Origin of the sequence: Parabacteroides sp. AF14-59 (assembly GCF_003479515.1) — a bacterium.
In the GTDB taxonomy this organism is placed as follows: Bacteria; Bacteroidota; Bacteroidia; order Bacteroidales; family Tannerellaceae; genus Parabacteroides; species Parabacteroides faecis.
Genome location: NZ_QUHH01000006.1, coordinates 284,254 through 296,859, shown reverse-complemented (window position 1 = coordinate 296,859; position 12,606 = coordinate 284,254). Strand labels below are relative to the sequence as shown.

General features: G+C 43.8%; 13 protein-coding genes and 1 tRNA gene. 6 read left to right on the top strand and 8 right to left on the bottom strand.

Features of this window, described 5'->3' with window-relative positions:
- Positions 1-50: 50 nt before the first annotated feature.
- From DWW23_RS09795 to DWW23_RS09775, 5 genes are read left to right on the top strand one after another with little or no spacing between them, the layout of a single operon-like run.
- Positions 51-686 carry a hypothetical protein gene (locus tag DWW23_RS09795; protein ID WP_122353088.1) on the top strand — a complete coding sequence of 212 codons (636 nt, stop codon included), beginning with the start codon at positions 51-53 and terminating at the stop codon, positions 684-686.
- 11 nt (positions 687-697) lie between these two features.
- Positions 698-1,054, top strand: coding sequence for an arsenate reductase family protein (locus DWW23_RS09790; protein ID WP_122353087.1), 357 nt, complete (start codon positions 698-700; stop codon positions 1,052-1,054).
- An 8-nt stretch (positions 1,055-1,062) separates the two neighbouring features.
- Entirely contained in the window at positions 1,063-1,377 is a 315-nt protein-coding gene (locus DWW23_RS09785) for a cupin domain-containing protein (RefSeq protein ID WP_122353086.1), read from the top strand.
- Positions 1,378-1,398: 21 nt separating this feature from the next.
- The gene (locus DWW23_RS09780; RefSeq protein ID WP_122353085.1) at positions 1,399-1,749 is read left to right on the top strand and encodes a DUF3795 domain-containing protein; all 351 of its coding nucleotides are present in this window, start codon (positions 1,399-1,401) and stop codon (positions 1,747-1,749) included.
- A 12-nt stretch (positions 1,750-1,761) separates the two neighbouring features.
- Positions 1,762-2,337, top strand: a complete 576-nt coding sequence (locus tag DWW23_RS09775) for a uracil-DNA glycosylase family protein (protein ID WP_122353084.1) — start codon at positions 1,762-1,764, stop codon at positions 2,335-2,337.
- Positions 2,338-2,442: 105 nt separating this feature from the next.
- On the opposite strand, the gene DWW23_RS09770 is transcribed toward DWW23_RS09775, so the two are convergent.
- On the bottom strand, positions 2,443-3,945 hold the full coding sequence (locus tag DWW23_RS09770) for a glutamine synthetase family protein (RefSeq protein WP_122353083.1): 1,503 nt from the start codon (positions 3,943-3,945) through the stop codon (positions 2,443-2,445).
- A 187-nt stretch (positions 3,946-4,132) separates the two neighbouring features.
- Here DWW23_RS09770 and DWW23_RS09765 point away from each other — a divergent pair.
- Positions 4,133-4,205: transfer RNA gene (locus tag DWW23_RS09765), tRNA-Trp, on the top strand.
- Positions 4,206-4,260: 55 nt separating this feature from the next.
- Here DWW23_RS09765 and DWW23_RS09760 read toward each other — a convergent pair.
- The 7 genes from DWW23_RS09760 to DWW23_RS09730 form a co-directional block, all read right to left on the bottom strand.
- A complete protein-coding gene (locus DWW23_RS09760; protein ID WP_122353082.1) occupies positions 4,261-5,445 on the bottom strand; it encodes an ABC transporter permease in 1,185 nt (394 codons plus the stop codon).
- Positions 5,429-6,613, bottom strand: a complete 1,185-nt coding sequence (locus tag DWW23_RS09755) for an ABC transporter permease (protein ID WP_122353081.1) — start codon at positions 6,611-6,613, stop codon at positions 5,429-5,431. Before DWW23_RS09755 ends, DWW23_RS09760 begins: the two co-directional genes overlap by 17 nt.
- Positions 6,614-6,626: 13 nt before the next feature.
- Positions 6,627-7,619 carry an HlyD family secretion protein gene (locus DWW23_RS09750; protein WP_122353080.1) on the bottom strand — a complete coding sequence of 331 codons (993 nt, stop codon included), beginning with the start codon at positions 7,617-7,619 and terminating at the stop codon, positions 6,627-6,629.
- A 225-nt stretch (positions 7,620-7,844) separates the two neighbouring features.
- The gene (locus DWW23_RS09745; protein ID WP_122353079.1) at positions 7,845-9,278 is read right to left on the bottom strand and encodes a TolC family protein; all 1,434 of its coding nucleotides are present in this window, start codon (positions 9,276-9,278) and stop codon (positions 7,845-7,847) included.
- Positions 9,279-9,350: 72 nt separating this feature from the next.
- Positions 9,351-10,568 carry an MFS transporter gene (locus tag DWW23_RS09740; RefSeq protein WP_122353078.1) on the bottom strand — a complete coding sequence of 406 codons (1,218 nt, stop codon included), beginning with the start codon at positions 10,566-10,568 and terminating at the stop codon, positions 9,351-9,353.
- A 469-nt stretch (positions 10,569-11,037) separates the two neighbouring features.
- On the bottom strand, positions 11,038-11,580 hold the full coding sequence (locus DWW23_RS09735; RefSeq protein ID WP_122353077.1) for an FHA domain-containing protein: 543 nt from the start codon (positions 11,578-11,580) through the stop codon (positions 11,038-11,040).
- 104 nt (positions 11,581-11,684) lie between these two features.
- On the bottom strand, positions 11,685-12,545 hold the full coding sequence (locus DWW23_RS09730; RefSeq protein ID WP_122353076.1) for an AraC family transcriptional regulator: 861 nt from the start codon (positions 12,543-12,545) through the stop codon (positions 11,685-11,687).
- Between the last annotated feature and the right edge of the window lie 61 nt (positions 12,546-12,606).

Genomic DNA, 12,606 nt, shown 5'->3' with positions numbered 1-12,606 from the left:
GGACAAGTTTTAGTATATTTGTCCCCGTAATCATTATATAACAAATACACATGAACATAATTTCTAAACTTTTCAAGAAAGAAAAAGAGGAAACAGAAGCATCGTCAAAAGGTAGCGTAGAAGAATTCGTATCGCTTATCCGCGTTTATTATCAAGCCGTAATGGCCGTTCAACTGGGTATTACCAATATCAATATGCTATCGGATATGGCCCTTTTCAAACGGATGCTGAAAATCCCGACACAAAATAACAAACCAGGTATTGCTGAAAAGTCACGGGTCCGTAAGATACTGATGCAAGACTACGGTATGAAAGAAAGTTTCTTCAAAGAAATAGATGCGTCGGTAAAAAAGAACTGCAAGTCGCAGAACGATATCAAATCGTACTTTTTCCTTTTCCAGGGATTCTGTAACGATCTGTTCTCTTTGCTGGACAATCTGATGCAATGGAAGTTCCGTTTCTCGATGTTGGTAAAAAAATTGTTATACAACCAAACGGCGAAAACGATTCATGAGATCGTAACCCGTTCGGAATGGAAAGAGGTCAGCGTTCAGAAAACGGCATGGAGTATCCGTAAATACAAAGAAACATTAGGCTATTCGGAAGAATGGATGACGGATTTTGTTTACAATGTCGTCCTGTTAGCCAAAGAAGATGCTAAGAACCAGCGTAAGAAAGACAAATAAATTCAAGAAATATGAAATATCTATTTTTAGAATATCCTAAATGCGGAACCTGCCGGAATGCAAAGAAATGGCTGGATGAACACAAGGTTTCTTACGAAGACCGGCATATCATCGATCAGAATCCATCTGTCGAAGAATTGACCAAATGGATAGAACGCAGCCAATTACCATTGAAGAATTTCTTTAATACGAGTGGATTGGTCTATAAAGCAATGCAGTTGAAAGACAAATTGCCGTCCATGAGCGAAAAAGAGCAGATCGAATTGCTGGCTTCCGATGGAAAACTGATCAAACGCCCTTTGCTGGTGAGCGAAAACCAGATTCTGGTCGGTTTTAAAGTTGCGGAATGGGAAGAATCCGTTAAATAGCAAAGTATATGAAAGAGTTCATCACCCCTCCGGATCATATTCATTTCCTGGCAAAAAAGCTATTTGCAGACTGCGGGGAAATTATCGACGGTTCTATTGCCTATCTGGAAAAAGGCGGTGGTGGACCTGCTTCTTTACATACTCACGAGCATAACCATCTGTTCATTGTGGTCAGCGGGCAAGCCAGAGTTGAACTCGATGGCGAGGTCAGGATCGTAGATGCAAACGAATCGTTTCTCGTAAATGGCCATATTCCCCATTCGGTATGGAATAATACCGACAGTACGACGGTCATGATCGGTATTTCTGTAAAAGCAAAATAATCATCTTATCTGTCATAGTATATGGAAAACCTTACGTATCAACCAAGTGCGGAATATGTTGCTGCTTGCGGACTGTATTGCGGTGCCTGCCGTAAATTTGTAAAAGGAGAATGTCCCGGATGCAAAGCGAATAATAAAGCGGAATGGTGCAAAATACGGGCTTGCAACATTGAACACAATTATAAGAGTTGTGCCGATTGCACAATCAGTTCGATCGACGAATGCAAGAAGTTCAACAACTTCATTGGTAAAATATTTTCTATCCTCTTCCGCTCCGACCGTCCGGCCTGCATCAGAAGAATACAGGCAATAGGCTATGATGCCTTTGCAGAAGAGATGCATACAAAAAAACAACAAACTATAAAACGATAATTTTATACCCCGATGGTTTCTGAATTACACCCGTTAGGCTTCTTCCTTCCCGAGCAGACCAAACTGCTGATGTTGGGTAGTTTTCCACCTCCCATGCCACGTTGGTCCATGAATTTCTACTACCCGAATATCCAGAATGACATGTGGCGTATTCTCGGATTGTTATTTTATAATAACAAGGAATACTTCCTGGAAAGCAGAAAAGCGTTCAGCGAAGAAAAGGCCAAGCAGTTCTGCCTGGAAAAAGGGATCGGTATCGGTGATACGGCTATGGAGATCATCCGGTTAAAGAACAATGCTTCCGACAACTTCCTGCAAGTCATCAAACCAATTAACCCGGAAGAAGTCTTATCGCAAATACCGGCATGCAAAGCGATTGTCGTTACAGGACAGAAAGCGATGGATACACTCCTGTCGGTTCTACCTCCGACAGAAGAGCCAAAAGTCGGCAGCTACTCGACTTTCACCTTACTGGACCGGACATTCAGATTGTACCGGATGCCATCATCCTCACGCGCTTATCCCAAACCGCTGGAAGAGAAAGCGGCGGTTTACAGGGGTATGTTTGAGGAACTTGAAATGCTTTAAATCCATCAACTTTCCAAGATGCTGCAAACGTAGCAATACAAAAAATGGCCGATAGAATCCTTTCATACCAACAGGATCTCTACCGGCCATTTCGGAATAATTATCTTATCCGCAATGGAAATAAGTCTTCACCAACCGGAGCATTCCTTCAGGATCATTTTTCAAATCATCTCGAAGGGTAAAGTCGTTATACGAAGTCAGTTTTTTGATAATACCATCGATCATGCTCGGACTGAACACATTGTATTTTTCATAGACAGCACGCTGCTTCTGCAGACGTTGAGCGGATGCAGCACAACTGTCGGGAAGCTGATCCAATGTCTGCAAACGATCCCTATTTTCCTCCTGGTGGATATTTACATTTACATACGTCTTTTCTGCAATATCCAACGCATTGTCAATCTCAAATCCATGACGGCAGGCCACAGCCAAACCGGCTAATAACTGGTACAGATCGGCTGAACCGTCCGGCGAACGCATTTCGACCGTCTGTTTCTGTGTCGTATCATAATGGCTTTCCAACTCCAATGGGTTAGCCAACACGCACATATCCTTCTTTGCCGCCCATCCCAGAGGTACACGGACCAATACCGAACGGTTCCGGTCGCCCCAGCAGACATTTGTCGGAGCTTCCTGATGAGGTACCAGACGGAAATAAGAAGTCGGATTCGTATTACCAAATGCAGTGATAGACGGAGCCAACTCCATCATGCCGGCAATCGCTTTACGGGCTGTTTCAGACAAAACACCACCCGCCAGCATCTGGTTCTTACCGTCTTTCATAATACGCATATGGACATGTAATCCTGATCCGGCCTTTCCGACTGTGATCTTAGGGGCAAAGGTGATATCCAAACCATAATCGTAAGCCAGATTACGGATCACCCATTTGGCGATCATCAACTGGTCGGCGGCATCTTCTACTTTGGTCGGCAGAAACTCGATCTCGTTCTGCTCATATATCTTTCCGTTCAATGTAAAGTTGCCGACTTCGGAATGACCATATTTGATCTGTCCGCCGGTCTGGGCTATATACTGCATACATTGGGTGCGGAATTCATTGAATTTGGCAAATGGTCCGGATTCATGATATCCGCGCTGGTCGGTAGCCGGGAACAATTCTTCTTCCTCAGCGATCACGTAATATTCCAGTTCACCCATTGCCTGAAATTCCATACCCGTCACTTCCGTAAACGCCTTGCTGGCCTTGTGTAAGGTATATTCGGGAGAGCTTTCCAGGGGTTCGCCATCCTTGTTGAAGAAAGAGCAAAGCATCGTTACGGTCGGTAATTCAGCAAAAGGATCGACAAAAGCCGTCCGGAAGCGGGGGATAACATACAAGTCGCTGCTACCAGCTTCGATGAAAGAGAACAAACTCGATCCGTCGACACGCTCACCGCAAGTAAGGATTGCATTCAGGTAAGCCGCATTATTAATAACGAAATTCAATGTTTTCAGACGCCCGTCTCCTGCCGGATACATAAAATTGACCATCTTGATCCCTTTTTCGCGGATGAAAGAAATAATGTCCGCTTTTGTAAACTCAGATGAAGGTTTTTGCAAGAATTCGACCAAAAGATTCGAATTCATTTCTAATTCGTTTTCCATATTCTGTTGATTGTTTTTGTACAGTATAGATTTAAATACATTTTCTATAATGCTTTCAAAGATAAAAAAAAGAAATTACGGTAGCTTCGTTTTCCTTCAATTTTATCGGCTAAGAAAAAATACTGAAGTACTTTTTTTCCGAAAGTCTTGCATATTAAAAATAAAAACCTACCTTTGCACCCGCAATACGGAAGTAGCTCAGTCGGTAGAGCACTGGTCTCCAAAACCAGGTGTCGGGAGTTCGAGCCTCTCCTTCCGTGCAAAAGCGATACAAATTGTATCGCTTTTTTTGTTTTTCAACTCTTCCTGACAGCATCAACGATACGCTTTCCTTATATTATACCGGTATGCCAGGCATGCCAGCACAAAGTAAACGGCGCATTGAACCCATAAAGTGACATATTCCGTATGGATCTCTGCTATGGAAGCGCCCATCGAATTCAATTTGACATACGCCAACGTTGCCGGGGCAGCCGGGATCAGAAAATGCGACATCTTCCAGTACCAGGGCATCAATTCCAGCGGATAAGATACCCCCGACAGAAAGATCAACCCGACAGAGAAAAAAGCGATCATCAGCAAAGGAGCATCCGAATCTGTAAAGAAGACGGAAACCGACAAGCCGAAGAAACTGCTCGCCATCAGAAACGGGATCAGCAACATAATGATATTCCATACATTCCCGATATCCGGCAGGTCAAAGATCAACGGGATCAGTCCCAACAGGAACAGCGAGAAGATTGCATACAACATCATATAAACAAATGTCTTCCCTGTCACCAGTCTTGCCGCCTGCCCGAACGAAGGACGGTTTCCCTGCAACAACCGGAATTGGCGTTCTTCTCCGCTGACCATTCCGATCACCATCAATAATGTCTGGAACATAATGACGATCAGTACGGCAGGTATCAGGTAAGTCCCATACCCTTCCGTATAATTGTACAAAGCCGTTCCCGCCACACTGATCGGCTTTGCTACCGAAAGCTGCGCCGCATCCTGACTGGGTAAAAAGACAACCATTTCAGGACGGAAACGGTCGTTGAGTGCCAGCATCGAACCCGCCGATGCTTCCTGTATCGACAGATAATAAAGGAAAGCACTCGTCGTCTCATACATAATAAAAATCGATTCGTCACCGCGTAAAACCCGGTCGGTAAAGTCATACGGCAGATACAAGATACCGGCTGCCTCATCGCGTTTCATCAACTCCTGAGCCTGAGGAAAGTCCTCACCGGTAGCTATCACATCGACCTGCGGTGTAGCATTCAGCAAACGGATATACTCGCGGCTCAACTCCGTTTTTGAATTATCCACCACTACGACCGGAACATTACGGACCACGTCGGGAGCATACATATAATTATATAGCAGACCGTACATAAATATCCCCCCCATCAACACCAGCACAATGGCAAAACTACCCGAAATAGTCTTGAACTCGTTCAGGATAATGGAGGATATATTATTCAGTCCTGCTTTTATGTTATTTGATATTTTCATACTTATGACTTAAAATTGCACTTTTTAAATGCGGTACCATCCCGAATGCAACCAGGATAAAACAGAATAATGCACTGAAATTCCACCAGGTATAGGCAAATCCATAATCACCATACAAAAGATTCTGATTGATCTCCACGAAATGACGTACCGGAAACAGGAACGAAGTGTAATAGACCGGAGCATACATGGATGGGGCCGGAAAAGTTACACCCGACAAGGTTGCTCCCAACGACCCGACCATCGACACGATACTGATAATGATACTGATTGCCGGAAAAATGGAGAAAAGGAATACGGCCAATGCTTGCGAGGCGATCACAAACAGGATCGAAGTCAGGTTCAGAGGCCAGAATCCACACGAGAAAGGAATATTCATTATACCGAACATGACATAATTTCCCAGAATGCTCATCAGGGAAAAGATAATGGTATAAGGTAATAATTTTCCGAAAAGCGCCGTCACCATATTCATCTTTGCCGTTGCCAGCCATTCATCACCGGTACGGAACTTTATTTCACTACCTACCGCATAGACCGTCGTCAGCAAGATGATTACCTGGAAGAAAATAAAGAAAAACGGATTACTCAGATAAACGGAATAATCCAGATCCGGGTTGAACAACGGATGGTTCTGTGCCCGGATGGGAACCAGGAAGGTGGATACTTCTTTCTGACTGATCCCCATAGCCGTTGCCTGCACCACAATCGGAGCCATTGAAAACGTGCGTAGCAAACTTTCAAAAGCACCTCTGACCTCTCCTCCGACACTCAGTAATGCATAATGGTAATAATAGGATAAAGTAGCTTGTCTCCCACCTGTCACGTCTTCTTCAAAACGGTTCGGAATCACCAGATAACCGTATATTTCTTTAGCTTGCGTCGCTTTCCGAGCAGTTTCGGCATCTACATAATGATGCGTGACACGGAAAGTCGGAACAGCTTCGACCTGGCGGATCAATTCGCGGGATAAAGCAGTCTGGTCCTGATCGACAATGGCTACCGGAATATTTTCCATTTGTCCGTTACCGAAGATCGTGGACATAAAGAAGATACAAAACAGCGGCAACACGATACAGACCCCGAAATAGAGCCTGCGTGAAACCATCCGGTGTAGTTCGCGTTGAAGCACATTGTAAAAAGGACTATGTTGTTTATTGGTACTCATAGACTATCCTCTATTACTGTTCTCCTAAATTAACCAGCACCGACATGCCCGGACGTAATCCGTCGACCGGTTTTACCGGGAGGGCATGGATCTCAAACGTTCTCAAATCGTAGCTACCTGTCTGTTTGGTCGATTTCCAGGTAGCGAAACTACCCAGCGGACTAACGTAATTAATCTTGAATTCGATATCATTCGTGGCAATCGCCGGAACATCGGCACGAAAAGTTCCACCCATCTTAAATAAGGGTAAGCGGTCTTCGCGGACATTCAATACGACATGCACATCATCCATTACCACCAGGTTCATGATCGGCATACCTGCACCAACCAGTTCACCGCGTTTCGGGAAAATAGTCGATATCTGTCCGGATTCGGGAGCAACCAGGCGGGCATCCTGCAAAAGGGCCTCCACCTCGTTAACGGTTCCCTGGGCGGCAGTTACCAATGAACGGGCACTTTCCTTATCCTGTATCTGTGCCCCGTCGAGAGCCATCTGGTATTGACTGTGGCAGGCACGTTCGTTTGCTACAGCAGCGTTGTAAAGAGCCTCTACTTCATCTTTTCGCTGTGAAGTGACTACACTGTCCTTATAAAGGGCCTGGATACGGTCGTAGGTTGTTTTAGCCAGTTGCAGGTCTGATTTTGCTTTGTTCCAAAGCTGTTCGACGGTGGCGATGATCTGTTTACGCGTACCGTCGTCAATCTTCTGGTGCTGGTATTTGGCAATATCTTCGAGGGCATTCACCTGCTGGTATTTAGCCTGCGCTTCGGGACTGTTGATAACTACGAGTGTGTCACCCGCTTTTACGTTTTGCCCTTCTTTCACAAGGAAAGTATCTATTCTACCGGGCAACTTACCGGAGATGCGTATTTCGGTAGCTTCAATCTGTCCCTGGAGGATAACCGGTTTCTTTTTCAGCAACAGCATCCCGACGGCAGATATGATTATTACGGCGATCAGTACCACTATAAAAGAGATCGTCAGATATTTCTTAGTCTTGTCCATAATTATTTATTTGTGTTTATTGTTAATTCAGAATTTATCAGTTTCAAATCCATATAACCTATGTATCCGCAATTATCAAAATGACACTACCCTACCGGATAAATCAGATTAATATATCGGGTAAATGAAAATATCCCCGCGAGTAATATTTTTTAACAAATCAAAAAGATAGATAAAGGCTGGTTTTAAAAGCAAAATGAAATTGCGAACAGAATCCGGTTTAGACTATATTATCTCCGTTGTTCCTTCCTGGCGATATTGCTGGAACGATTCCGGTATACCGCAGATCGACAGCAGATTGATCAGTGCCACATCATACTGGTAATAAGCCAGCAGGAAAGCAGTCTTTACTTTTGAGAGCATGACTTCGGCATCGACCACTTCCGTAGAAGTAGCCATCCCCTCCTGAAAGGATTTCTGACGGATACGGACCAGCTCCTCACTCATTTCCAATGTCGTATTCAGCGCCTTTACATTATCGAGGGCATTCTGTAACTGGGTATAATATTTATCGACACCGACTTTCAACTCGGTAACGGCTTTATCCTTTCCGATCGCCAATGTCTGACTGGTCAGCCGTGCCTGCCGGATTTTCTTCTCCCGGCTCAAACCGTCGAAGATATTCCAGGTAAAACCGACCCCGATCATCGTACGGGGCATAAGATATTTATCCACACCATTCGAATAAAGTGTCTGTTTGCCGAACAAGGCAATGGTAGGCAGGTATCCGGTACGTCCGATCTTCAATTCGTTACCGGCAATATTCTCCTGTAGTTTCAACTGGTTGACCAGATAATTATTGACCGGAACCAATTCTTTGAAATAATCGGCCGAAGGAATATTTTCATTGATAAAAAGAGCGGTAGTCGTACTGATCTCGCTATCGGCATCGACATCTATCAGACTTTTCAATGCCTGTTGCGCCACCTCCAGGTCTTTGCGTGCCGATTCGAGTTCGCGTTTGGCCTCATCCATGCTCACCTGGGCAAAAAGACGTTCCGCCCGGTTAATCATCCCGTTCTGTTCCAGTTTAAGAGCCTGGTCATAATGGGTTTTCAGCGAATTATATGTAGCTTCTCTCACCGTCACAACCCGCTGGCCAAGACGCAGGCCGAAATAACATTCGATCAATTTCGATTGCTGGTCGGCGTTGACCTGCTCACGGTTTACTTCGGCGATACCGACCATCGTTTTCCCGATCTTATTGGCGAAAATACGTTTCCCTCCGGTGAAGACAGGCCAGGTCACACTGGCATCGATAGAAGTAATATTCTGTGAAATAAGCGGGAGTGTCAGCGTATTCTGGCCGATTTTATCCAGGATGGAAGAAATAAACTGGTTGTCGGGTAAAATGGAATGAACAAAATCCTTGGCAGGATCGGTAAACTGGTCCAACGGTTGACGAACCTCGACCGGGTTCGACATGTGAACAAAGGCACCGGCTGCACCCACCGACGGATACCAGAACGAGTTGAGTTTCTGATGTTCGTTCTTTGCCAGTTCCACCTCCATCCCTGCCATCCGGATACTCCGGTTTCCTTTCTGAAGCAGCTCCATCGACTGCTCCAGGCTCAGGTCGACCTTCGTTGTCTGAGCAGATACTATGGCAGGAAAAAGGAATAGCAAGCCAATACTGAAATGCGTTAAGTTATTAATCATAAATACGTTTAAATTTAGTTTGAGCGAAATTTATGATTAATAACAACCCCTTCTCCGGGATTGTTCAGCGGGCTAACTTCCTTTTTGGGTCGCTTTCTTTAAGTCCGGTAAGAACCAGGTGACCAGTCCGATCAGCGGCATATAGGCACAGACATTATAGACAGTCTCAATACCGTAATGATCCGCCAGATTCCCCAGCACAGCCGAAGCGATCCCCGCCACCCCAAAAGCAAAACCGAAGAATAAGCCGGAAATAAGTCCCAGTTTATAAGGCAACAACTCCTGCGCATACACAAGAATAGCCGGAAATGCAGAGGATAATGTCAGACCGACACAAAAACTCAATACAGCTGTCAGATATAAACTATCCACATGCGGCATTATCAGTGAAAAAGGTGCCGCTCCCAGGATAGATGCCCAAATAACATATTTACGTCCCACCTTGTCACCTATCGGACCGCCCATCAATGTGCCGAGAGCAGTCGCGATCAGGAATACAAATAAGAACAACTGCGAAGATTGCACGCTCACCCCGAACTTCTCTATCAGGTAGAAAGTGTAGTAACTGTTGAGGCTCGCCATATAAATGTATTTGGAAAAGATCAGGATCAGCAGGATAGAGATGGAAAAAACAGTTTTCCCCAGCGACAAAGGCATTTCTACATGACGTTGGGATGTTCCTATGTCTTCCCGCTTAAACCGCTGAAGCAACCCTTTGTACCAACGCCCCACATAGGTCATGATAAGAATCGCGATAAAAGCCAGGATAGAAAAAAAAGCAATATGGCTTCGCCCGTAAGGAGCCACCAGGATAGCTACGAGCAACGGCCCCAACGATCCTCCCAGGTTTCCTCCCACCTGGAATAAAGATTGCGCCAGTCCTCTTTTCCCTCCGGATGCCAACGAAGTCAACCGCGAAGCCTCCGGATGGAATATCGACGAACCGACACCAATCAAAGCCACAGAACATAAAACCCAGGATAAAGAATTTGCAAATGCCAGGCTAAGCAAACCGATCAGCGTAAAACTCATCCCGATAGGTAACGACCACGGAGACGGATGTTTGTCGAAATATAATCCGGTAAGCGGTTGAAACACGGATGCCGCCGATTGATAGACCAGCGTAATCAATCCGATCTGCGCAAATGTCAACGCTAAATCATCCTTAAATAGTGGATAAACGGCTGTGATAACAGACTGCAACGAATCATTTATACAATGTGAAATGCTTAATGCCACCAATATCCGGAAAGTAATACCACTAACCGGCTCTACTCTATTTTGTCCCATTTGTTAACCTTATTGCCTATTGGACCGCAAAATTACATATAAAAACAACGGATTACTAACATCGCCACTTTTTTATTTACAGATGAATTTACCGGGAAATACTGTATTTCTTTGTTTTTTCGAGTTGTAAAAAACTATCAATTAACATTTACATTTGTTTCTAAAAATTTCCCGCACGCCTTATTTCTCATAATCAGACTTTCAGTTTAGCCACTTTTTAACAAAACTTTTCTTTCAGTTCTTTTTGATTCTTTACGTAAATTGCCGTGAGCCAAATAGCCTTATAGTTGTTTTATCGTTGAACAACTAAATAAAAAACATGAATAATGAGATTTAAACTTTAGAACTGCGCCGGAGATGAAAGGTAATCTTGTATCCATCTCTCCCGAAACCTACGCCAATTCCCCCTATCTCCCTTATCGCCCTGATGTAAGAGATCATTCACTCCGGAGCAGTTTCTAAGTTTAATTTAAAAATCCTCCTCTTCTTCCCCTTCCGGAACATGAAGTATAAAAGTAGTCGCACCGATCGTCACAATAGCTCCCTCACCGATACGTACCTGTTCTTTTTTTCCTAAAAGCACACTGCGCAGGAAGGTGCCGGTCATACTTTGGTTATCACGCAGGGTATAAACCAATTTCCCCTGCTTATCCTCTTTTACATTAATAATACAATGTTTACGTCCCACACTCGGATCGCTCGTAATGATAGGAACATCCACACCTTCCGTATCCTTATTCCTCCGTCCTATCATATTATCGCCCATCACAAGCGGCAGTTCCTGCTTAAAACCGAACGTATTCTCGATCACGGTAATATGGCCGCAGGAGAAATCGGGTTCCTTCACCTCTTTTTCCTGGCCTGATTCCGTACGGACGGTCTTGCGTCCCAGCTTTATCTTAAATTGCGACCCGCATTGCGGACACACAAAAGCCAGTATCTTTCCATCCGGATATTTGGTTTCATCGAACGACAACTGATTATCACATTTGGGGCAGAATATTCTTTTCATATCTTTATTTGAAGCATTTACGTTTAACAGGGGTACAAAGATAAGTTTTTTTCTACGGATATAAAGACCGATCCGCCATAAATATAAAAACGATCCGAAGCTATTTACCGATCCCTATATGTTTTGGGAGATACTCCCGAAATCCTTTTAAAGAACTTTCCAAAAAACGATTGGGAAGGAAAGTTCAACTCGTCGCTTATTTGTTGTATGGTCATATTGGTAGATTTCAATAAAGCCTTCGCTTCCAGCACGACATACTCATCGATCCAGTCTGCTGCCGACTTTCCACTATAATTTTTGATTACCTGAGAAAGATATTTAGAACTCAGCTGTAACTTGTCTGCATAAAAATCTATACGTCTTTCTTTTTTATGGAATAACTGTACCTGCTTCAAGAAGTCTCTCACCAGCATTTCACTTTTTGTTATCTTTTCTACCTCCGATGATTTATGGAAATAATATCCCAGACCATAAAAGAATGCAATTGTGAGATGCTTCACAATTTCCATACGGTTAGGATTATCTTTCACACGAATCACCCGTTGAATCATGGTACAATAAGTTTGTATAGCCTCTAACTGACCGGGACCTAATGAAATAACCGGATTATTACGAACCGAAAGAAAAGTGGAAAAACGATCCGGCAAATGCAGACTATCGTTAAACTGCTCCGACATAAGAACGAATACAGCTTCAAAATCAGATGTATTGGATTCATATTCCAATATCTGCCCCGGTAAAGTGATAGAAATAGCAGGTGCTTTCACACAATAAGGCATCAAGTCTATCCTTCCTCTTATTTCTCCTTTCAGACAAATACAACAAATTGTCTTATTTGCTTTGAAAGGATGGTTGAGCGGATTTATCAACGTATTCTTATACATATAAAAATCGTCATTTATAAAATCAGCCTGTTCTATTTCTTCAGGCTTAGCATGCCAATCCAAAGAGGTCACATTTCCCATATCCGTAAATTAGAACAACAAAGATAAATATTTCAACTGCATAAATTCATAAATCGGCATT

Excerpts from the sequence above, each read along its gene's own strand:
- DWW23_RS09745 (WP_122353079.1), bottom strand. The coding sequence starts at position 9,278 with ATGATTAATAACTTAACGCATTTCAGTATTGGCTTGCTATTCCTTTTT.
- DWW23_RS09780 (WP_122353085.1), top strand. The coding sequence starts at position 1,399 with ATGGAAAACCTTACGTATCAACCAAGTGCGGAATATGTTGCTGCTTGC.
- DWW23_RS09750 (WP_122353080.1), bottom strand. The coding sequence starts at position 7,619 with ATGGACAAGACTAAGAAATATCTGACGATCTCTTTTATAGTGGTACTG.
- DWW23_RS09775 (WP_122353084.1), top strand. The coding sequence starts at position 1,762 with ATGGTTTCTGAATTACACCCGTTAGGCTTCTTCCTTCCCGAGCAGACC.
- DWW23_RS09785 (WP_122353086.1), top strand. The coding sequence starts at position 1,063 with ATGAAAGAGTTCATCACCCCTCCGGATCATATTCATTTCCTGGCAAAA.
- DWW23_RS09740 (WP_122353078.1), bottom strand. The coding sequence starts at position 10,568 with ATGGGACAAAATAGAGTAGAGCCGGTTAGTGGTATTACTTTCCGGATA.
- DWW23_RS09730 (WP_122353076.1), bottom strand. The coding sequence starts at position 12,545 with ATGGGAAATGTGACCTCTTTGGATTGGCATGCTAAGCCTGAAGAAATA.
- DWW23_RS09760 (WP_122353082.1), bottom strand. The coding sequence starts at position 5,445 with ATGAAAATATCAAATAACATAAAAGCAGGACTGAATAATATATCCTCC.
- DWW23_RS09735 (WP_122353077.1), bottom strand. The coding sequence starts at position 11,580 with ATGAAAAGAATATTCTGCCCCAAATGTGATAATCAGTTGTCGTTCGAT.
- DWW23_RS09795 (WP_122353088.1), top strand. The coding sequence starts at position 51 with ATGAACATAATTTCTAAACTTTTCAAGAAAGAAAAAGAGGAAACAGAA.
- DWW23_RS09790 (WP_122353087.1), top strand. The coding sequence starts at position 698 with ATGAAATATCTATTTTTAGAATATCCTAAATGCGGAACCTGCCGGAAT.
- DWW23_RS09770 (WP_122353083.1), bottom strand. The coding sequence starts at position 3,945 with ATGGAAAACGAATTAGAAATGAATTCGAATCTTTTGGTCGAATTCTTG.
- DWW23_RS09755 (WP_122353081.1), bottom strand. The coding sequence starts at position 6,613 with ATGAGTACCAATAAACAACATAGTCCTTTTTACAATGTGCTTCAACGC.